Raw genomic sequence first — 21,207 nt, 5'->3', positions numbered from 1 at the left:
GGCCCAGAGCACGGTGAAATAACCTGGCGGGACCCAACCCGCAGGGATACCCTGGACTATCCGTCAGCAATGGCCGCCTCCGTCGAGTGCAACCTGCGGGAACAGCACGCGCTGGACACTGCGGGCGTCGGCATCGTCTTCATCCGCCAACGTGTCATTGTCCGCTGCAACCGGCGATGCGCGGACATTTTCGGATACCCAGACGAGCACGCGCTGGTCGGCGTGGGCAGCGAGCAACTGCATCCCAGCCGAGGCGACTTGCGCAGCCTTGGGCGCGAGGCCTACACCACGCTCAGCGCGGGCCATGCCTATCGCACACAGCGTCGCCTAAGGCGCAAGGACGGCAGCCTGTTTTGGGGAGAGCTTACGGGCCGCCTCATTAACGCCGACAACCTGCACGAGGGCTCAATCTGGATCGTCAGTGACATGGGGGAGAACCTGCTCGCGCAACAGGCCCTGAATGAAGCGCACGAGCAGTTCAAGCAGCGGCCTCAGCGGGGGCTCAGGGCCACCGTGGAGAACCTGCACCGCGAAATCACCGACCGCAAGCTCGACCAGGAGCGCATTTACTGGATGGCGCACTACGACGCGCTCACGGGTCTGCCTAACCGAACACTGCTGGCCGAGCGCACCGAGCGAGCCATTGAATTGGCCCGAGCCAGCGGCAGGCAACTGGCAGTGATGTTTCTCGATCTCGACCATTTCAAGCACGTCAACGACTCGCTGAACCACCGCGTCGGCGATACGCTGCTGATTGAGTTCGCTCGAAGGCTGCGCACAGTCGTGAACCAGTGTGACACCGTGGCACGCATCGGCGGCGACGAGTTCGTGCTGCTCCTACCCAACGCCAATGCCCAGGGCGCCGAGCGCATCGCCGCCAAACTGCAGAAGGCATCGCGCCTGACGTATCGGATCGACCACCACGAGCTCATGATCGCCCCCTCCATCGGGATCGCGCTGTATCCCGATGACGGCCATGACATTGACTCCCTGACCCAGGCCGCCGACACGGCCATGTACCACGCCAAGCGGGCCGGCCGCGACACCTACCGCTTCTTCACGCCGCAGATGCAGGCCCAGTCGCGGCGCGCGCTGCAAGTGGAAAACGCGCTGCGCCGCGCACTGGATCGCAACCAACTCTCGCTGCACTACCAGCCCCAAGTCACGCTACGCACCGGCCGCGTCCACAGCGTGGAAGCCTTGCTGCGCTGGGACCATCCCGAACTGGGCCGCGTCTCGCCGGCCGAATTCATCCCCATCGCCGAGGACAGCGGCCAAATCCTGCAGATCGGCGAATGGGTGCTGCGCACTGCCATGCGGCAATTGCAGACGTGGCGCCAGGACGGACTGCGCGATTTGAAGGTGGCCGTGAACCTCTCTGCCATTCAGTTCCGCCAGCCGCAACTGCCTGAAATCATCAACTCCATACTGCAGGACACCGGAATCCCTCCCGATTCGCTGGAACTGGAGCTGACCGAGGGCGTGGCCATCAATGATCCGCACCAAGCCGCTGCCACGATGGACAAGCTGCGAGCCCGCGGTGTGCGCCTGTCGATGGACGATTTCGGCACTGGCTACTCTTCCCTGAGCCAGCTCAAGCGCTTCCAGATCTACAAGCTCAAGATCGACCAGTCCTTCGTCCAGGATCTGGATCGGAACAACAACGATCGTGCCATCGTCAGCGCCATCATCCGCATGGCCCAGGCCCTGGGCATGCAGACCACAGCCGAGGGCGTGGAAACCGAAGCGCAACTGGAGTTCCTGCGCGAGGAGGGCTGCGACGAAGCCCAGGGCTACCACTTCAGCCGCCCGCTGCCGTCAGGTGAACTCGGACAGTTCCTGCGCAGCCAGCCTGGATGGCTGCCATAACGCCTCCGGAAAAGGCGTGCAATTGCGGCACCAACCCCAAGAAAACAAAGCGTGGCAAGCGCATACAGCTTCCAAATTAATAGCAAAAAATCACTTTGATCTAGGGCGCAAGCCGAAATTACCTCGGCTCAGATGTGCACTGGATTGCCGGACTCCAGGCCCCTCATCCGCATGGCGCCGAAATGTTCCAGGGAGGCGCCCACCTAGCCGGTTCGGCTAGTGGTATTCCCTAGAATCGCATGTATTCCTTGCCAAATATGAACATTATTCTTGAATCTGTACAGTATTTGATCTAGCATCCCACCCTATGCCGTTGGTTCGGCCACCCCGAGCCAAGCCCCATCGCCTCACCCTCTGGAGACAAGATGAAACTGGAAGATCTCATCCTCGTCAGCGTTGACGATCACGCCATCGAGCCACCCAATGCATTCGCCCGCCATATGCCCGCGAAGTACAAGGGGCGCGAGCCCCGCGTCGAGAACCACAAAGGTCGCGACGTCTGGGTGTTCGAGGAAAAAGCCACGGGCTACATGGGCCTGAACTCGGTGGTCGGCCGCCCCAAAGAGGAATACGGCATGGAGCCGCTGGGCTACGAACAGATGCGCCGCGGCACTTGGGACATCAAGGCCCGTGTCGATGACATGAATGCCAATGGCGTTCTGGGTTCGATCTGCTTCCCGACCTTCCCGGGTTTTGCGGGACAGCGGTTTCAGAGCTACGAAGACCGCGGTGTCTCGCTCGCAGCCATCCAGGCCTACAACGACTGGCATCTGCACGATTGGTGCAACGCTGCACCGGGCCGCTTCATTCCCTTGATGATGGCTCCTTGGTTCGACATGCAGGCGGCGGCGGCGGAAGTCCAGCGCCTGGCCAAGCAGGGTGTGCATGCCCTCACGTTCTCCGACAACCCTACCGTGCATGGGTACCCGTCCATCCACAACAGCTACTGGGATCCCCTGTGGAAGGCATGCGCGGACAACGACGTGGTGATCTGCTGCCACATCGGCACCGGCGTCAAAGCGGCCCATGCATCCGACGAGTCGCCGATCGATGCCTGGATCACGTCGATGCCCATCTCCATCTCCAACTCCGCCGCCGACTGGATCTGGGCCCCCATGTGGAAGAAATTCCCCAAGCTGCGTATGGCCCTGTCCGAAGGCGGCATCGGCTGGATCCCCTACCTGCTTGAACGCGCCAACTTCACCCACAACCACCACAACGCCTGGACCAACTCCAACTTTGGCGGCAAGAAGCCCAGCGACGTCTTCAACGAGCACATCATCACCTGCTTCATCGAGGACGAGTTCGGCCTGCGCAATCTGGACTTCATCAATGTCGACAAGGTCACCTGGGAATGCGACTACCCGCACTCCGACTGCACATGGCCGGAATCCGCCAACGTGTTCTGGAAGCAATCTCAGCACCTGAGCGACGAGGTCATCAACAAGATCACGCACCTGAATGCGATGCGCGAGTTCTCCTACGACCCCTTCGCCATCCTGGGCCGCGAAAACTGCACCGTCGGCGCGCTGAAGGCGCAGGCCAAGCACGTGAGCATCGAGCCGGCCTGCGGCATGGGTGGCGCGGCTCCGCTCCGTGACCCGGAGCGTCCGGTCACCTCGGGCGACATCAACAAGATGTTTGCCGCCGCCGACGCCCAGACCGCCTTGTAACCCGCCATCGGCATCAACCCAGGAAACCGGCCGTACCCTATGGCGCTTGCATCTTTCCAATACCACCGCATCCCCGCAGACGTCGAGCCGCTCCGGGCCGAGGTGAGGCGCTTTCTCGCCACCGCACTCAAGGATCGGAGCGCCCTGCGCCGCGCGGACTCGTGGATGGGCGCCGACCCGGCCTTCAGCCGGGAATTGGGGTGCCGCGGCTGGCTTGGCATGACCTTGCCACACCAGTATGGCGGCCACGACGCCAGCCCTTGGGCGCGCTATGTCGTGATCGAAGAGCTGCTGGCGGCCGGGGCCCCCGTCTCCGCCCACTGGATCGCCGACCGCCAGAGCGGCCCCCTGATCCTGCGCTATGGCACGGAAGCCCAGCGCCAGAAGTACTTGCCTGGGATCTGCAAGGGCGAGGTCTATTTCTGCATCGGCATGAGCGAGCCCAACTCGGGCTCGGACCTCGCTTCGATCCGCAGCCGCGCGGTGCGTGATGAAGCGGCGGGCGATGGCAGCTGGCGGCTGAGCGGCCAGAAGGTCTGGACCACCAATGCCCACCACGCGCAATACATGATCGCCCTGGTGCGCACGGGTGCTGCTACGGGCGAGAAGGCTGCGCGCCATGAAGGCATGTCGCAGTTCATCATTGACCTGAAGGCCGCCGGCGTCACGGTGCGCCCGATCCGTGACCTGGCGGGCGGTGAACACTTCAACGAGGTCTACCTCGACGACGTCCGCCTGGATGCCGATGCCTTGATCGGCACCGAAGGCCAGGGCTGGGAACAAGTCACCGCGGAACTCGCCTTCGAGCGCAGCGGGCCAGAGCGTTTCCTGAGCAGCATGGCGCTGCTGCACACGCTGATCGACGCCGTCGGAGCACAACCGGATGCCCTGCAGGCCCATGCCGTGGGTCGCCTGAGCGCGCGCCTTGTCGTGCTGCGCCAGATGTCGCTGGCGGTCACGGCCGAGTTGGCCGCAGGAGGCAACCCCGCCTGGGCGGCCTCCTGCCTGAAGGATCTGGGTGCTGCGTTTGAGCAGGAGATCCCTGAACTCGCCCAACAGGTGCTCGATGTGGCGCCCGCCGTCGGCGGGGGCAGTGACCATGCGCAAGTGCTGGCGGCCTTGATGCAGATGGCACCTTCTTTCTCGCTGCGTGGTGGCACACGCGAAATCCTGCGCGGCATCATCGCCCGCGGTCTCGGGCTGCGTTGAGAACACAAGCATGCGTGAATTGTTTGAATCCACCATCGAGCGGCTGCTGGCCGATCTCGTCACCCCGGAACTGATCCGCCACTGCGAGGCGGGCCACTGGCCGGCCGACCTGTGGGCAGCCCTCGAATCATCCGGGTTCGCTGTGGCCGCCGCGCCGGAACACCTGGGCGGCGCTGGCGCCTCCTGGGAAGACCTGTACGGGGTCGTGAAGGCTGCAGGACGCCACAATCTGCCCCTGCCCCTGCCCGAGACCATGTTCGCGAACTGGTTGCTGGGCCAGTGCGGGATCGAGGCCCGCAATGAACCGCTGGGCATCTCCATGCGCAGCACGCTGTCGCTCAACCATGCCGCAAAAGGAGCTTTCTTCGACGCACCCTGGGTTGCGCCTGCGGAAACCCTCGTCACAGGCACGCTGTGCGACGTACCCTGGGGGCGCGATGTGGAGCACGTCGTCGCTCTCGTCCCCGGCGAACGAACGACGTTGATCCTGCTGTCGCGCCGCGACGCGGAAGTGAGCACCAAGCAGAACACCGCCGGCGAGCCGCGGGACGACCTCAGCTTCAAGAACACCACGCCCATCGCGATCGCGGATGTCCCCGCCGATTGGCCCGACGATGTGATCTGGTGGGGAGGGGCCATGCTGCGCACGGCCCAGATGGCCGGAGCCCTCGAAACCACGCTGGATCTGAGCACCCGCTACGCCACCGAGCGGGTTCAGTTCGGCAAGCCCATCAGCGCATTTCAGGCCATTCAGCACCAGTTGGCGCAGATGGCTCAGCACACGGGCAGCGCGCTCGTCAGCGCCGAGGCCGCCTTCGCGGAATCGGGCAGCCAACTGGCGGCCTGGCAGATTGCCGCGGCCAAGGTCTGCGGCGCAGAAGCCGCCGGTGCGGTGGCCGCCATGGCCCATGCAGTGCACGGCGCCATCGGCTTTACGCACGAGCATGCGCTGCAGTTGGGCACCCGCCGGCTCTGGGCCTGGCGCAGCGAGTTCGGCAACCAGGGGCACTGGACACAGCGGCTGGGAAGGGCCGTCGCCCAAGGCGGCTCTGCCTCGCTGTGGCCTGCCGTAACCAGTGGCCGCCTGGCAGCCCTGTCCTCCACATGAATTCCCACCCCATGAGCGAACAAAGCCCTACCCCCTTCTTGCTGATCGAACGCGACGGCCCCGTGCTGACCGCCCGGTTGAACCGTCCCGAGACGCGCAACGCCCTGACCGATCCCGCGCACATGGATGAACTGGTGGCCCTGTGCCGCCAGATTCGTGCAGACCACAGCATCAAGGCCCTGGTGCTGACCGGCGAAGGCAGTGCTTTCTGCGCTGGCGGCAATGTGAAGGACATGCAGCAGCGCGGCGGCATTTTCGCGGGCAGCCCCTACGAGGTGCGCGACAGTTACCGCGACACCATCCAGCGCATTCCCCTCGCGCTCTACGAGCTCGACGTGCCGGTGATCGCAGCGGTGAATGGTCCTGCGATTGGCGCGGGCCTGGATCTGGCCTGCATGTGCGACATCCGGATTGCGAGTGACAAGGCCCTGTTCGCGGAGAGCTTCGTCAAGGTCGGCATCGTGCCCGGGGACGGTGGCGCCTGGCTGCTGCCGCGCGTGATCGGCATGCCCAAGGCCAGCCTCCTGGCCTTCACCGGCGACACCATCGATGCCGCCAAGGCGCTGTCCTGGGGCCTGGTTGCCGACGTTTTTCCCGCCGACCAGTTGCTGGGCCAGGCACAGGCGCTCGCCCAGCGCATCGCCCTCAACCCGTCGCATGCGCTTCGGTTAACCAAGCGCCTGCTGCGCGAAGGCCAGCATGTGCGCCTTGACACGCTGCTGGAGCTCTCATCGGCTTACCAAGCGTTGTCCCACCACACCGAAGACCACCTCGAAGCCGTCAACGCCTTTCTGGACAAGCGCCCCGCGCAGTTCACCGGACGCTGATGGCGAGCCCCCAGAACCAGGACATTTCCATGCGCCCCGTATTCCGAGAAGACCACGAGCAGTTCCGCGAACAGGCCCGCCGCTTCATTGAACGTGAGATCGTGCCCCACCTGCACGCCTGGGAGGCCGAGGGTATCGTGCCCAAGAGCGTCTGGCTCAAGGCTGGCGAAGCCGGCCTGCTGTGCTCCACCGTCCCTGAAGCGTACGGCGGCGCGGGCGGCGATTTCGGCCATTCGGCCGTGATGATCGAAGAACTTGCGCGGGTCAACGCCACCGCGGTCGGATTCACCACACACTCGGAAATCGTCGCGCCCTATATCGTGGCCTACGGCACGGAAGAGCAGAAACAGCGGTGGCTGCCCAAGATGGTGAGCGGCGAGACGATTGGCGTGATCGCAATGAGCGAGCCCGGTATAGGCAGCGACCTGCGCAGCATGCGCACCACCGCCGTGCGCGGCGAAGACATCTATACCATCAACGGCCAGAAGACCTTCATCACCAACGGGGGCAACGCGGATCTGGCCGTGACGGCCACCAAGCTGGATCCGGCAGCCAAGGAGCTGACGCTAATCTGCGTCGAAACCGACCAACCTGGTTTTTCCAAGGGCCGCAGGCTCGAAAAAATCGGACTCAAGGGCCAGGACACGTCGGAGCTCTTCTTCGACAACGTCTCGGTTCCGATGGCAAACCGGCTCGGCGAAGAAGGCCAGGGCTTCAAGTACCTGACCCACCAACTGGCCTGGGAACGCACCATCATCGGCATCCGCGCGGCCGCATCGATCGACTCGCTCATCGAACAGACGATCCAGTACACCCGCGACCGCAAGGTGTTCGGCAAGACAGTGTTCGACTTCCAGAACACCAAATTCAAGCTCGCCGAATGCAAGGCCCAGGCCACCATGCTGCGCGTGTTCGTCGACGACTGCCTGGCCAAGGCGATGCGTGGAGAACTCAGCGCGGAAGTCGGTGCCATGTGCAAGCTCATGGGCTCCGAAATGCAGGGCAAGATCCTGGACGAACTGCTGCAACTGCACGGGGGCTACGGCTTCATGAGCGAGTACATGATCAGCCGCGCCTGGGTCGATGCCCGAGTGGCGCGCATTTACGGCGGAACCAGTGAAATCATGAAAGAAATCATCAGCCGATCGCTCTGATTACCGATTCAATTTTAAGGAGACCCCATGCCGCAAATCATCTATGTCACACCCGATGGCAAACGTACCGAGCTGGACGTGGCCGAAGGCACCAGCGTCATGCAAGCCGCGCTCGCCAATGGGCTTCCAGGCATGAACGCCGACTGCGGCGGCGCCTGCCAATGCGCGACCTGCCACGTATACGTCGAGCAACCCTGGGCCGAGCAGCTCAGCTCTATCGACGATACCGAAGATGCCATGCTGGACTGCACAGGCGAGCCCCGTCAGCCCCACAGTCGGCTGTCGTGCCAGATCATGGTCACGGCGGCCCTGGATGGTATGGTGGTGCGCTTGCCCGCGGCGCAGTAGCGGGCGGGCACGGGGGAGCCCGGTGCGGAGCGCCCCCCACCAACTCGCCACCGCTTCGTGCACTGCACGCCCATCTCCCCGCGTCCCGCCAGACGGCCCGCATGCGAAAGGGAAGCATCATGATCAAGCGCCCAGACCACTTCACCATCGTGACGGATCAGTTGGAAGCGACGCGGGCTTTCTACGTGGATCTGCTCGGCATGCGCGAGGGCCCGCGCCCTCCATTTCCGATTCCGGGGTTATGGCTCTATGCGGGGAATCAGCCCATCCTGCATGTGGTCGCTGTGGATCGAATGCCTATGCCCCGTCGTGGCGCGCTCGATCACATGGCCTATTGGGCCGAGGGATTGCAGGAGACCGCCGCCACCTTGCGTTCGCACAATGTGGGGCTGCGACTCATCCGTGCGCCAGGATCGGTCAGGACATGGCAACTGTTTTTCTCCGATCCCAATGGCGTTGAAGTCGAACTGGACTTCGCCGAAACCGAAGCCCCGCCCAAAGACTGGAAAACACTTTCCAGCAGCCGCCGCTAGATCAGGCCTTCATAGCTGCCGCCGTCGACCTGCAGATTCTGGCCACTGATGTAGCCCGCCTGGGCCGAGCACAGGAAAGCGCAAGCATCCGCGAACTCCTCAGGTCGCCCAAACCGCCTGGCAGCGACCGGTTTGAGCAACTCCGCGCGGGCTTGCTCTTGGGAAATCTGCCTGCGCTGGGCCAGTTGCCCAGTCATGTATGCGATGCGGTCGGTCTCGATGCGTTCGGGCAGCAGGTTGTTGATGGTGACATTGTCCCGCACCACCTCGTTGGACATGGCCTTCGAGAAGGCGGTCAGGCCCGCTCGCGAGGCCGTCGAGAGTCCGAGCATCAGCTTCGGCGATTTCACCATGGCCGACGTGATGTTGACGATGCGCCCGAAGCGGCGCTCCCGCATCCCGGGCACCACCGCCTGGATCAGCAAAATGCCGCTGAGCATGTTGCTCTCGACGGCCGCGATCCACGTTGCGTGGTCCCATTGCCCGGCTTCGCCTGGCGCTGGCCCGCCGTTGTTGGTCACCAAGATGTCAGGGGACGGACAGGCGGCCAGCAGCGCGGCGCGCCCCGCATCGGTGCCGACATCCCCCATGACGGCGACCGGAGGCTGGCCCGACACCGCCGCGATCTCCGCAGCGGCTGCATGCAGCGCCTGCGCATTGCGGCCATTGATGACCACCATGCAGCCTTCCCGCGCGAGCGCCAAGGCGCATGCCTTCCCGAGTCCTCTCGAAGAAGCGCAAATGATGGCCTTGCGGCCAGCGATGCCCAGATCCATCGGTCACTTCCTATTCGAGCTTGCCCATGCGCCGAACCGCCTGGTTCATGCGTGCAGCGTCCTGACTCCAGAATGCCCGGAACTCGTCCGCGTCGAGGTAAGCGGGAGTTCCCTCTGCCTTGAGCAACGCTTGCTTGAATTCGGGATTCTCGGCGGCGATGCGAAACGCCGACTGCAACCGCTCCATCACGGTCGGTGACACGTCAAACGGTACGAAAGCCCCCGTCCACGGCAGCACGCCCACGTTCAGTCCCGAGGCCTCGGTGCTTGGAGCGGACGGGAACTGTGGCCACGCCTCCGCCCCCACGGTGGCCAGGACGCGCAGCTTACCCGCCCGGACATGGGAAGCGATCAAGGAACGCGGCAACATCGTGAAATCGACCTGGCCGCCAAGCAGCCCCACCATCAGGGGCGCGCCTCCCGCATAGGGGATGTGGTTGAGCTTGAGCCCGGCCTCATGGGCAAAGATCTCCACCGGAATGTGCACGGTGCCATAGTTCCCTGACGAGCCATAGCTCATCTCGCCGGGCCGCGAACGCGCACGGACCATCAGTTCGCTCAAGGTTTGCAGAGGGCTATCGGCCCTCACCACGATAGCGAGCGGATCGGTGCTGATGCGCGCCACCGGCTTGAGCTGGCTCAGCAGGAATGCCGGCTTTTGCTGGTTGACTTGGGCTTGCTCAGGCAAGGTTGACAAGCTCGACAGCGTGAAGAGGATCGAATAGCCGTCAGGCTTGGCGCTGGCGACGGCGGCCGCGCCGATCGCACCGGCCGCGCCCGCGCGGTTCTGAACCACCACGGGCTGGCCAAGCACCCGCTCCAGCGACGGTGCGAACTGCCGCGCCACGCTGTCGGCAAGGCCTCCAGGCGGAAAAGGTACCACCAGGTTCACGGGCCGGCGAGGAAAGGCATCCTGGGCAGCAAGCGGATTGGAAGCAATGCCGGCCGCACTCACGAGCAGCCAACGGCGACGAGACATCTGGAACGGGTTCTTCATGGGAACTCCTTCAGTCCCACACCACGTGCACTTCATGGGGGCCACGCAACTGGGCCCCGGAGATCCGGGGAGCGGGCCTCGCAGGGTCCAGCCGCAGGTTGGGCAATAGATCCAGCACGGCATTGAGCGCCACCTGCATCTCGGTCTTGGCGATGAACTGGCCGATGCACATGTGCGGACCGAAGCCAAAGCCGAACGAGGGCTTGGGCTTGCGGTCGATGTCGAACCGATCGGCCTGCTCGAAGGCCTCCTCATCACGATTGGCCGACATCACGATCGCCTGCACCATCGCGCCCTTCGGGATCTGCGCGCCACCGATCTCCAGATCCTCAGCCGCCTGGCGCACCTTGAATGTCGCGACGGGCTCGAACCGAACCGCTTCGTCGATCGCCTTGCCGACCAGCGCGCGATCATTCCGCACACGCTCGAGCAGTTCCGGCCGCTCCAGCAGCAATACCAGCAGCGACCCGAAGGTGCGCGTGGTGGTCTCACCGGCGGCCGGCAGCAGCGAGCGCACGAAGGTCGAGATCTCATGGTCGTCCAACTGGCGGCCCTCGTACTCAGCGCGAATCAGCCTGCTGATCAAATCCTCCCCCGTCGCGCCTTCGGCCCGCACCTGAACCACCGCTTCCTTGACTGCGTCATAGAGCATCTTGGCGGCCTCCATGGCCGCTCCGCGCGCCCGGGCTGCCTTTTCCGGGTCGACCTGGGGTCCCGCGAGGATGGCCAGGGCCCAGGCGGCGACCTGGTGGATGCGCTCTGGATCATTTTCCGGAAAACCGATCAGCGAATAGATCAGTCGGATGGGAAAGTGCAGCGCGAAGTCCATCAGGTCAGCGCGCTTGCAGGCTACCAGCGGCAGCAGGTATTCATCGCGAATGATGGCGTCCATCTTAGGCTTCCACCGGGTGACCACGTCGGGCATGAAGACCGGTTGCAGCAGTGCCCGTGCCCGGCGGTGCTCCTCTCCGTCCATCCCTGTCAGGATCAAGCCGTCAAAAAAAGCGCCCAGGCCTTCCGCGATGAAGCCACTGGTAAAGCGGGTCGGATCCCGAAGCACCGCCATCACGTCACGGTACTTGAAGACCGTGAACGTCGGACGGTTCGCATCTTGGCCCGCGATATTGGGCACACCGAGCCCGGCCATGAAGTTTTCCGCCACCACGGGGGAATTTCGGCGCATGGCGGCGTAGACCGCATGGAGATCGACGTCGGATCCGCGGTAGTTGTCCGCGACCCCCGCAAATGCCCGTTCGAGGGATGAAGTTCTGGTGCTGGTCATCGCAGGTTTCCTTCGCAAACTTTGCATCGCGCTCGGTGATTTATAGACATTTTTTCGAATTGTGCATCATTTAACACATATCAAATAACTCGTAAACCCGTGAAGGCACATAGTAAACACCTATGTCACTTCGATGAACATATGATCACAATCAAAAAAAGTGTTCAATCATTTCATGAGCAACCATTCCTCAAGCCCGCCTCTCTCTGAGGCTCGCCGTCCAAAGGCCCAAGGAGTCGGCGAAAGCACTGGCCGTGTGGCCGGAGCGGCGAGGCAGGTTGACAGAACCCTCTCGGATGGCCAATACCTCGATGAATGCGCTGTAGGCCGCCCGATCATGGACGCGCATCTGCCTCCGATCGACCCCATAAAGGATCAACATCCCTTGGGTGATCACCGCCGCCGGGTGGCGCGGGAGCGGCGCGAGCGCATGCGCGAACGCCTGATTGCGGCCACCATGGACGCCTACCGCAAGAACGCGGGAAAACGCCGCCCCGTGATCGATGACGTGATCCGTGCGGCCAATGTCTCCCGCGGCACTTTCTATAAATACTTCGACACGCTGGACGAAGTTCTTGCGGAGATCGGCCGCACCACAGCGAGCGAAATGCTGCAGAGTTTCGAACGCCTGTTCGAGCCCCTGGATGACGGCGCAGTGATGCTCGCCACGGGCCCGTTGATGGCGCTGGCCCGTGCGGCGATGGATCCTGCCCACGGCGCCATAGTTTCGCATGCGGACTTGGTCGATCGCATCAACGGCGACGATCCGCGCCGCCAATTGGCTTTCCGCAGCCTGAACTATGGACGCGAGCAAGGCGTCTTCCAGTTCGACTCGATCGAGGCCGCCTTCGATCTGGTGATAGGCACCAGTGTCGAAGGGGCTCGGCGCATCTCCCGTACGGGACAGCTCAATGGGGCCTGCATCCGCGAGACCGTGGTCATGATCCTGCTCGGCCTGGGCATGAAGCTCCCGGCGGCCAGGATCGCCGTGGCCATCGCCTGGCAGCGGCTCCAGGATGCGTCCGAACACTTGCATTGGTGGAAGCCAGTCGCGCCCGCCTAAGCCCGCCCTCTTCTTTTCCAGGAATCTGTATGAGCACTACACCTCTCTATGACGCCATCGTCATCGGCGCAGGCCACAACGGGCTGGCCAGCGCCTGCTATCTCGCCGCCGAGGGCCGCAAGGTCATCGTCGTCGAATCCCTCGGCAAGGTCGGTGGCATGGCCTCCTCCGGCTATCTGATACCCGAAGCCCCAAATCATCTGGTGCACCCCTGCGCCCTCGATCTGATGTCTCTGCGCGTGCATCCCATGATGCCGCAGGAGCTCCAGTTGGAGCGCCACGGCTTTCGTCAGACCGAAATGGAGCCTGGCTATGTCTATCTGCATCCGGATGGCAACTCACTCGTATTCGGCCGCAGCGCGGAGCAGACCGCCGCTGAGATCCGCCGTTTCAGCACGGCAGACGCCACGGAGTTCCTGGCCCTGATGCAACTGGTAAACACCTTCATCGACTTGGCGATCCCCATGATGCGGGTCGATCCCGCGCAGATGAACCTAGGAGCGAAATGGCAGGCGCTCAAGGTGCTGATCAAGAACCGGCACCTCAGGCCGGAACTCATGGGCTTGATGAAAAGCCCCGCCTACACCTCCATCATGGAACGGTTCGAGCACCCGGTCACGCAATCCGCCCTGTGCTGCCTGCTGGGTGCCGCCGGCCCTATCACAGGCGAGGGTACCGGGGTCTATTTCGCGCTGCTGGGTTTCATCCAGCGCTTCGGCCTGGGCCGCGCCGTGGGAGGCATGCAGACTCTGTCTGACGCCCTGGCGGCCCGCCTGACGGAACTGGGGGGCGAGATTCGGCTCAATGCTCCTGCTGCTGAGATCGTGGCCCGTGGCGGTCAAACCCAGGGCGTCCGGCTTGCCAGCGGCGAAGTGCTCGAGTCACGCAGCGTTGTCGCGGCGGTGCACCCCAAGATTGCCCTGAATATGGTGACACCTGGCGCCATAGAACGCCGCTACCTGACGCGGGTCGATCTGGCGCCAGCCAATGCCCACGGCGGCTCGCCCATGAAGATCGACGTCGCACTTCGCGGCCAGGTTCGCGCCAGCCGCCACGAAGCCTTGCGCGCCGACGGACTGAGTCTTCGCAAGAGCGTGCTGCTGATCGGCACCGTGGAAGCGGTGCTCGACAACTTCAAATGCGCAGCGCGTGGCGATGTCTCCCGACTGCCCTATCTGTGGGCCACGGCACCGAGTGCCGTGGACCCCACGCAGGCCCCCGAAGGCCAGGACATCGCCTACCTGTATCCGATCGCCATGCCCCTCGAACCACGCGAAGGATGGGATGCCATCCGTGCCCCGGTGACACAAAGGGTCATCGACCAAACGGACGCGTACCTGCCAGGGCTCAAGTCACAGGAGATTGGCCGCCGCGCCGAAGCAGCACCCGACTTCGCCAGTCGGCTGAATGTTCCCAACGGCTGCGTGGTGCACATCGACACCGGTGCCTCGCGCACAGGGCTCATGCGGCCGGCCTTCGGGCTCGGCGGCGACACGTTGCCGGTGAAGGGGCTGTTCTTCGGCGGCGCCGGCATCCATCCCGGCGGTGGCATCAATGGGCTGCCGGGCCGCATAGCCGCTGGCCGCGTGAAACGCTATCTGAAGTAAGTCCGTTATCCCCACTTTCCCATATCCATCCCTAAAGGAGACGCTCCATGAATACCACGACCAAAACCACCACCGAGAACGCCCAGAAGCTCGAAGCGGCCTATGCCAGCGTGTCCGACCTCTATCGCGGCAAAACGGACGACCTGTATGCCGCCTGCCGCGAGATGCGCAAGACCACACGCGTCTACGAAGGCGACTTCATTGCCAAGTTCCTTGGGGTTCCGACCAACGCCGGGTTGCAGACCCGTCCGACCTACGCCGTGTTCCAGTATCAAGACGTGATGAATGTGCTCAAAGACGCCAACACCTTCACCAGCGGATTCATCCTCGAAGGCATGGGCAAGGTGTGGGATGGCCTGATGATCCTGGGCATGGACGGCGAGGCCCACCGCAAGGTGCGCGCCCTGCTGCAGCCGGCGTTCATGCCGGAGAACGTGAACAAGTGGCGCCCGAAGATCGACCGCGTCGCGCGCGAGGATTTCATCATGCCTCTGCTGCCCGACAAGAAAGCCGACCTCATGGAAATGGGCCTGAACTTTCCGGTGCGTGCCATGTATGCCCTCGTAGGCTTCCCGGAAGACAACCCCGATCAGTACAACCAATATGCAGTCTGGGCGCTATCGATGCTGGCGGCCAACCAGCTTGACAAAGCCAAGGCCGAGGAAGGCCGCCGAGTCGCCGCCATTGCGGTCAAGAGCCTGTACGACGCGCTCATGGAGCAGGTCCAGCGGCGCCGCGCCGAAGGTGCAACGGGCGATGACCTCATTACCCGCCTGATGAACGCCGAATACGAGGGCCACAAGCTCGACGACCACGAGGTCGCGACCTTCGCCCGCTCGCTGCTGCCCGCTGCCGGTGAGACCACCACACGAACCTTCAGTGCGGCGATGACGTTCCTGCTGACCATCCCCGGCCTGCTCGACCGCGTGCGCAACGACCGCAATCTGGTGCCCAAGCTGATCGACGAAGCCGTGCGTTTCGAGCCCTCCTCCACGTTCAAGGTGCGCGAGACTTCCGCCGACGTACAGATCGGTGACGTGACGATCCCCAAGGGCTCCTTCGTCCAGTGCATGGTCGCCTCGGCCAACCGCGACGAAAGCGCCTTCGAGAATCCCGACGTGTTCGACATCGATCGACGCCAGAAGCCGTCGTTCGGCTTCGGCTTTGGCCCGCACATGTGCATTGGCCAGTTCGTGGCCAAGCTCGAACTGAACTGCGCGATCAACGGGATTCTGGACCTCATGCCCAACGTGCGGCTCGACCCCGAGCAACCCGCGCCCAAAATCGAAGGCGCCCATCTGCGCGGGGCCAAGAGCGTGCACGTCATCTGGGATTGATCAGGAAGGCCCCTCCGATCATGCGAACCTTCGATACGATCCCCGAGCGCTCCGACTTCGCCTACCAATGCCTGGTCGGCCCGCAAAAGGTCAGCGGCGCCAGGCTGGCTGATCTGCGCGACCACTTCGGCCTCAAGCTCACCAAGCACATGCCGTTTGGCAGCGTGCGCGACGATGAAGGCCACATCTACTCGGTGGTGCGGGCTCTCAACGCGCCGGACAGCACGCCCAACCCCACCAAGTTCATCTACCAGAGCACCCGCCTGGATGGCCAGAACATCCGCATCGACAAGGAAAAGATCGCCCCCAGAGCGCTCACCCTGTTTCCCGCACGCGGGCTCGATGGCGACACCGCCTGGTGGTCCAGCCATCCAGAGGATCCCGGTCAGCCCTGGCGGCTGACCGCCTCTGGCACCGGGTTCAGTTGGCGGGAAGAAGGCTTGCTCGACCTCACCGGCCAACTCATCGGCAATGGCATGCAGTGGTATTTGCCCGGGGTGGACTGGGGCACCTTCTACGTCGCACAGCTCTACGACGTGCAGGGCACCTGCGAGGGCAGAAAGGTCAAGGGCATGATTTCCCTGGACCAGGCCTGGATGGCGGAAGGCGGCGCCATCCACATGCACAAGGACCTGGTCGTCAACAACAAGATGCATGTCATCTGGTGGAACTTTGCCACGATCTACAAGGACGGGAGCTGGGATGTCGGCTCCTTCCTGGTCGGCCACGACAAACTGGGCTACGCCATTGTCCAGAACGAAAAGGGCGAAGTTCGCTGCACCACGGATATCGAAGGCACGGTACGCCATGAAAAGGACGGCTGGTTCGCCGAGGACGCGCGCATCATCCTGGAAGGCAAAGAGGAATGGGAGTTCCTGCCCGACCCCAAAGGCCGGATGCTCGACTTCGTGGGCGGTTTTCCCATCACAGCCCAGCAGGAAGGGCGATGGCGCCGGGTAGGCGATACGCGCGAGCCCGACCGCTGGATGGCCTGGGGCGAAAGCGACAAGCGCAATGGCACGGCACGCAACGTCCGTGGCACCGAAATCTGAACTGGAGACCATGTCATGGACAAAACCACCATCGAACACTTCCTGCACGCCCAGGTGCGGGCCTGGAACGCCGGCGACAAGGAAGGCTTCTTCGCTGCCTACCGCTCCGTAGCGCCCGAGAGCCTACAAATCGAGTATGTCGGTCGAGGTCCTGCGGCCGAAGGCTGGACGATCCTGGAAGGCATGTGGGCGCAGCAAAATTCCAAGATCGAGATCGAAGAAGTGGCCCTGATCATCAATGGGAGCGAGGTCGCATGCCACAACCGGAACAAGGTGCGGGGCAATTCGCTGACCATCGAGACCATCGAGCTATACCACTTCGACAATGGCAGGCTGACCGTGCGCTATTTCATTCACCAGCCTTGAAGCAGTGAAAGATGCCCTGCACCCGACCCGAAAGCCTTGGCAAGCGCGCTCCGCAGCTCTGCCGCCATCGCTGAACGAGCAACAACACGGCCGGTGCTTGAGCCCCTGCGAGGCAGACCGTTAGCCGCGCGTGACGGTTGCCCGCTGGGCCTATAGCGAAAGTGCTCTGCCGAAACTGCAGATCCCGGAAATCATTGCGACCTCATCCCGTTTCCATGGGCTGCCGACATGAGTGCTGCCTTCACAAAGATAAATCACCATGCATCAGATCCCTTCAGAACAGATCAAGCGCTTCATGAGCGGCCAGGTCCGCTGCTGGAACAACCACGACAAGGCCGGCCTGCTGGCCCTGTACCGCGAAGCGGCCCCAGACCTCCTCGACATCGAATACGTGGGCCGCACGCAGCAGGCCGATGGTTGGCTCGTCATCGAAGAGATGTACGACAAGCACAACCACCAGTTCCGCCTAGAGGTCGTGAGCACCATCATCAACGGCAACGAGGCCGCTGTGCACCACCGCAACTGCATCCTCGGCACGAACCAAGTGATCGAGAGCATCGAGACCTACCGGTTCGGTCCCGGCAGCCTGCACGTGCGCTACTTCCTCAAGCCTCCGGAGGATGCCGTCGTGAACCTGGAACAGTTCCGCGGCTTCGCCGCCACCCCGTCGCAGGACACCCCATGAGCAAGCCCGCGCTTCCCGGCCCCCACGTGGGCCGCTTCAAGGACCAGGTTGCCATCGTCACCGGTGGCGCTTCCGGCATCGGCGAGGCCACCTGCCGTCGCCTCGTCGCCGAAGGCGCCACCGTGGTCGTGGCCGACGTCAACGCCGAACGGGCCGCAGCGCTGGCTTCGGAGCTGGGCCCACGTGCCAGTGCGCAGGTCTTCGACGCCGCAGACGTGCGAAGCATCGAGCGACTCGTTCAGGGCACGGTCGAGCGCTTCGGGCGACTGGACGTGCTGCATAACAATGCCGCATTGAGTTCTCCGGTCATCCATGCCAAGGACAAGAACGCCATCGACATCGAATTCGAGGTCTGGGATCAGGTCATGGCCGTGAACCTGCGCGGCTACCTGGCGGGTTGCAAGTACGCGCTGCCGACCATGATCGCCCAAGGCGGTGGCGCGATCGTGAACACCGCGTCGACCGGCGGCTTCTCGGGCGACATCACGCGCATGGCCTACAGCGTGTCGAAGGCAGCCATCATCGGCCTGACCCGCCAGATTGCCACCCACCATGGCGCCCAGGGCGTGCGCTGCAATGCCGTCGCGCCCGGCCTGGTGCTCACTCCCGGCACGCGTGGCGCGGCCGCGAGCGTGATCGACGTAATGCAGCGCCACCTACTGGTGCCCGAGTTCGGCGAGCCTGAGGACATCGCAGCGCTGGTGTGTTTCCTGGCCTCAGGCGAGGCGCGCTACATCAACGGGCAGACGTACATCGCCGACGGCGGCATGCTGGCGCACAACCCGACCATGGCCGACCTCGTCGACATGGCCAAGTCCAAGAAGAGCAGTTGAACCACGTGAACCTCTTCCATAGCGGCTGGCGCAAGGCGTTGGACAAATCGGCCTGATGCCACACACCCCCGCCGACGCCGACTCGCTGCTCGCCCCGTTCCGAGGGTCGGGCTTCCGTTACCTGTGGCTGGCCTGGCTGTCCGGCAACATGACCATGTGGATGCACGAGGTAACCGCCGCCTGGCGCATGGCCCAGCTCACCGACAGTCCCGCGTGGGTGGCCTGGGTACAGGCGGCCGGCACCTTGCCGCTGTTCGTGCTGGGCCTGGCCAGCGGCGCGCTGGCCGACCTGCTCAACCGCAGGCGTTTTCTCGCCGTGGCGCAAGCCTGGATCGCCGTTGTGGCGGCCGTGCTGGCGGCGCTCGCAGGCATCGATGCCCTGACCCCAGGAACGCTGTTGCTGCTGTGCCTGCTCAATGGCGTTGGACTGGCGTTGCGGTTTCCGGTGTTCTCGGCCCTAGTGCCGGACCTGGTGGAGCGGCGCCTGCTTGCCTCTGCCCTGACCCTCAACGCCCTGGCCATCAACCTGACGCGAGTGCTGGGCCCTATCGTCGCGGGCATCGTCCTGGCCTGGCAGGGAACGGCGATGGTGTTCGCACTCAACGCCGTGCTGTCCATATTGGCCGGCGTACTGATCTGGCGCGCTCCCATTGCCCCCCATGTTCCCCCCGCCGAACGCCCGCGCCTGCTGCAGGCCATGCGCGATGGCGTGAGCCATGCCCGGACCTCTCCCATACTGCGGGCGGTGCTGTTCCGCGCTTTCATCTTCTTCACCCAGGCCGTGGCGCTGGTGGCCTTGCTGCCCCTGGTCGCCAAGGACATCGGCGCCAACGAAACCACCTACACCACCCTGCTGGCCTCCATGGGCGCGGGGGCCGTGCTCGCCGCCATGGCCCTGCCCCGCCTCCCGGCACTGGCGGCGCGCAACCGGATCATCGATGGGGGCGTGTGGCTGCACGCGCTGGCCACGCTGGGCGCAGTTTGGGCGCCCAGCGCGTGGACGCTCGCGCCAGCGCTCGCCCTGTCCGGTGCGGTCTGGCTGTGTGTGGCCAACACGCTCACCATGTGCGCGCAATTGGCATTGCCGGCCACCTTGCGCGCAAGGGGCATGGCGATCTACCAGATGAGCATCATGGGCGGCAGCGCGGCGGGGGCCATTCTGTGGGGCACCATCGCGGAACGCACCTCGGTGGGTGCATCCCTGGCGGCATCGGCGATTGCCAGCCTGCTGCTACTGCTGTGGACCCGTGGCGCCAGCCTGGAAGAGCGCGCCCGTCACTGAGCTTGCGGCCCCAGGGTGCCAGCAGTCACGCCGTCCTTGAATGCAAACACCTCGACGCCGACCGCGTCGCAGTCGGGGTAGACATCGGGTTTCTCGGTCGAGACGCGTGCTGCCAGTACCTTGGGATGCGCGAGCAGCGCGCGCAGCAGATCATCCGCCAGCGTCTCCTGAAGCTGGATATGCCCGCGGCCCACGCGCTCCCGAACCGCCTCACGCACGAAATCGTAGTCCACGACCTCCCCCAGATCGTCATCCACCGGTGTGCTGCACGCCAGGGGAACGTACAGATCCACATTGATACGCACACGCTGCGGATGACCCTGCTCGAAGGCATGCGCCCCGATGTTGATGTCCACTACATGGTTGCGCAGGAAAAGGCGGCGACACCGCGCCAATGCAGGAGTCAGAAGGGTGTTGGACATTTCAGCGGGCTCCCATCTCGCGTGCCAGGAACATCACGTCGCGCGGCTGGCGAGTCAGGTGCTGGCCTCCATCGACAAGGATGGTGGAGCCTGTCGAAGCCGGGAATGTCAGCAGGAAGCGGACCGCGTCGGCGATATCCTCCGGCGGGGAGCTTCGCCCCAGCGGATTGAGCCGTTGGCCCAACTCGAACTCCCGCTCGTTCATCGGCCCGGACAGCAGGGCGAGCCCCGGGGCCACACCTCCTACGCGCAAGCACGGCGCCATGGCCATGGCCAACATTTTTGTGGCTGCTTCCAGCGCCGCCTTGGACAGGGTGTAGGAAAAATAGTCAGGGTTCGGGTTCCACAGCTTCTGGTCGAGCAGATTCACCACGCACCCTGTCCTCCCGGTATCCAGCAGATGCTGGTACAAGGCCTGCGCCAGCAAGATGGCGGGCGCGGTGTTGGCCTTCCAGTGAAGCTCCATCGCCGCCAATCCGCAGGTCTCGGCGTTGTCGTACTCGAAAACGGACGCATTGTTCACCACGGCATCGATGCGGCCGAATCGCCTCACCACCTCGGGCACCAGCGCTCGGCAACCGGTCTCATCGCTCAAGTCGGCGTAGAGCGCTTCCGCTTGTCCTTCACTGCGGCGCAGTTCCCTGAGCGTGTCCTGAGCTTCCTCCGACGAGTGCCGGTAGGTGATCGCCACGTTCCATCCAGCCGCAGCCAGATCAAGCGCGATCACGCGTCCAATGCGGCGAGCACCGCCGGTAACAAGCACGACAGAACGGGACATCGGTTC

The 21,207-nt window shown here is 63.9% G+C and carries 21 protein-coding genes; 16 read left to right on the top strand and 5 right to left on the bottom strand.

What is annotated here, in order from left to right; genetic code table 11:
* The first annotated feature begins 69 nt into the window (after positions 1–69).
* From PQV96_RS07140 to PQV96_RS07105, 8 genes are all read left to right on the top strand, one after another.
* The gene (locus tag PQV96_RS07140) at positions 70–1,869 is read left to right on the top strand and encodes a putative bifunctional diguanylate cyclase/phosphodiesterase (protein WP_121506360.1); all 1,800 of its coding nucleotides are present in this window, start codon (positions 70–72) and stop codon (positions 1,867–1,869) included.
* Between the two features lie 365 nt (positions 1,870–2,234).
* Positions 2,235–3,542 (top strand): amidohydrolase family protein, encoded by a 1,308-nt coding sequence (locus PQV96_RS07135; protein ID WP_060986060.1) that lies wholly within the window; start codon positions 2,235–2,237, stop codon positions 3,540–3,542.
* Between the two features lie 39 nt (positions 3,543–3,581).
* Positions 3,582–4,751 (top strand): acyl-CoA dehydrogenase family protein, encoded by a 1,170-nt coding sequence (locus PQV96_RS07130; protein WP_060986061.1) that lies wholly within the window; start codon positions 3,582–3,584, stop codon positions 4,749–4,751.
* A 10-nt stretch (positions 4,752–4,761) separates the two neighbouring features.
* A complete protein-coding gene (locus PQV96_RS07125) occupies positions 4,762–5,859 on the top strand; it encodes an acyl-CoA dehydrogenase family protein (protein WP_063460650.1) in 1,098 nt (365 codons plus the stop codon).
* 11 nt (positions 5,860–5,870) lie between these two features.
* Positions 5,871–6,686 (top strand): crotonase/enoyl-CoA hydratase family protein, encoded by an 816-nt coding sequence (locus tag PQV96_RS07120; protein ID WP_060987151.1) that lies wholly within the window; start codon positions 5,871–5,873, stop codon positions 6,684–6,686.
* A gap of 29 nt (positions 6,687–6,715) precedes the next feature.
* Positions 6,716–7,840 carry an acyl-CoA dehydrogenase family protein gene (locus PQV96_RS07115; protein ID WP_063460921.1) on the top strand — a complete coding sequence of 375 codons (1,125 nt, stop codon included), beginning with the start codon at positions 6,716–6,718 and terminating at the stop codon, positions 7,838–7,840.
* Between the two features lie 27 nt (positions 7,841–7,867).
* Positions 7,868–8,188, top strand: coding sequence for a 2Fe-2S iron-sulfur cluster-binding protein (locus tag PQV96_RS07110; RefSeq protein ID WP_060987152.1), 321 nt, complete (start codon positions 7,868–7,870; stop codon positions 8,186–8,188).
* Between the two features lie 119 nt (positions 8,189–8,307).
* The gene (locus PQV96_RS07105; protein WP_063460922.1) at positions 8,308–8,721 is read left to right on the top strand and encodes a VOC family protein; all 414 of its coding nucleotides are present in this window, start codon (positions 8,308–8,310) and stop codon (positions 8,719–8,721) included.
* Here PQV96_RS07105 and PQV96_RS07100 read toward each other — a convergent pair.
* Genes PQV96_RS07100 through PQV96_RS07090 form a run of 3 tightly spaced genes read right to left on the bottom strand, consistent with a single transcriptional unit; the run spans position 8,718 to position 11,776 of the window.
* On the bottom strand, positions 8,718–9,497 hold the full coding sequence (locus tag PQV96_RS07100) for an SDR family oxidoreductase (protein WP_142085806.1): 780 nt from the start codon (positions 9,495–9,497) through the stop codon (positions 8,718–8,720). The two genes, PQV96_RS07105 and PQV96_RS07100, sit on opposite strands and share 4 nt — an antisense overlap.
* Before the next feature lie 10 nt (positions 9,498–9,507).
* Positions 9,508–10,494, bottom strand: coding sequence for a Bug family tripartite tricarboxylate transporter substrate binding protein (locus PQV96_RS07095; RefSeq protein WP_273624894.1), 987 nt, complete (start codon positions 10,492–10,494; stop codon positions 9,508–9,510).
* A gap of 10 nt (positions 10,495–10,504) precedes the next feature.
* Entirely contained in the window at positions 10,505–11,776 is a 1,272-nt protein-coding gene (locus PQV96_RS07090; RefSeq protein ID WP_063460652.1) for a cytochrome P450, read from the bottom strand.
* Positions 11,777–12,113: 337 nt separating this feature from the next.
* Between PQV96_RS07090 and PQV96_RS07085 the strand changes: the two genes are divergently transcribed.
* The 8 genes from PQV96_RS07085 to PQV96_RS07050 all read left to right on the top strand — a co-directional run bounded on the left by PQV96_RS07085 (position 12,114) and on the right by PQV96_RS07050 (position 20,001).
* On the top strand, positions 12,114–12,839 hold the full coding sequence (locus PQV96_RS07085; RefSeq protein WP_063460653.1) for a TetR/AcrR family transcriptional regulator: 726 nt from the start codon (positions 12,114–12,116) through the stop codon (positions 12,837–12,839).
* A 29-nt stretch (positions 12,840–12,868) separates the two neighbouring features.
* Positions 12,869–14,446, top strand: coding sequence for a phytoene desaturase family protein (locus tag PQV96_RS07080; RefSeq protein ID WP_273624893.1), 1,578 nt, complete (start codon positions 12,869–12,871; stop codon positions 14,444–14,446).
* 47 nt (positions 14,447–14,493) lie between these two features.
* Complete coding sequence (locus PQV96_RS07075) at positions 14,494–15,783, top strand: cytochrome P450 (protein WP_060987161.1); 1,290 nt, start codon at positions 14,494–14,496, stop codon at positions 15,781–15,783.
* A 20-nt stretch (positions 15,784–15,803) separates the two neighbouring features.
* On the top strand, positions 15,804–16,835 hold the full coding sequence (locus tag PQV96_RS07070; RefSeq protein ID WP_060987162.1) for a hypothetical protein: 1,032 nt from the start codon (positions 15,804–15,806) through the stop codon (positions 16,833–16,835).
* 15 nt (positions 16,836–16,850) lie between these two features.
* Positions 16,851–17,201 (top strand): nuclear transport factor 2 family protein, encoded by a 351-nt coding sequence (locus tag PQV96_RS07065; protein WP_060987163.1) that lies wholly within the window; start codon positions 16,851–16,853, stop codon positions 17,199–17,201.
* Positions 17,202–17,460: 259 nt separating this feature from the next.
* Positions 17,461–17,886 carry a hypothetical protein gene (locus PQV96_RS07060; RefSeq protein ID WP_063460654.1) on the top strand — a complete coding sequence of 142 codons (426 nt, stop codon included), beginning with the start codon at positions 17,461–17,463 and terminating at the stop codon, positions 17,884–17,886.
* On the top strand, positions 17,883–18,719 hold the full coding sequence (locus tag PQV96_RS07055) for an SDR family NAD(P)-dependent oxidoreductase (RefSeq protein WP_060987164.1): 837 nt from the start codon (positions 17,883–17,885) through the stop codon (positions 18,717–18,719). The genes PQV96_RS07060 and PQV96_RS07055 overlap by 4 nt, the downstream gene beginning before the upstream one ends.
* A gap of 55 nt (positions 18,720–18,774) precedes the next feature.
* Entirely contained in the window at positions 18,775–20,001 is a 1,227-nt protein-coding gene (locus PQV96_RS07050) for an MFS transporter (protein ID WP_273624892.1), read from the top strand.
* On the opposite strand, the gene PQV96_RS07045 is transcribed toward PQV96_RS07050, so the two are convergent.
* Both PQV96_RS07045 and PQV96_RS07040 read right to left on the bottom strand, forming a co-directional pair.
* Positions 19,995–20,423: a dihydroneopterin aldolase gene (locus PQV96_RS07045; RefSeq protein ID WP_273624891.1), complete on the bottom strand. Its 429-nt coding sequence runs from the start codon at positions 20,421–20,423 to the stop codon at positions 19,995–19,997. The two genes, PQV96_RS07050 and PQV96_RS07045, sit on opposite strands and share 7 nt — an antisense overlap.
* Before the next feature lies 1 nt (position 20,424).
* Positions 20,425–21,201, bottom strand: coding sequence for an SDR family oxidoreductase (locus PQV96_RS07040; RefSeq protein WP_273624890.1), 777 nt, complete (start codon positions 21,199–21,201; stop codon positions 20,425–20,427).
* Positions 21,202–21,207 lie beyond the last annotated feature (6 nt).

Origin of the sequence: Acidovorax temperans (assembly GCF_028596105.1) — a bacterium.
GTDB classification, from domain to species: Bacteria; Pseudomonadota; Gammaproteobacteria; order Burkholderiales; family Burkholderiaceae_C; genus Acidovorax; species Acidovorax temperans.
The sequence above is the reverse complement of the archived record's forward strand: the minus strand, read 5'-3'. Positions and strand labels throughout refer to the sequence as shown.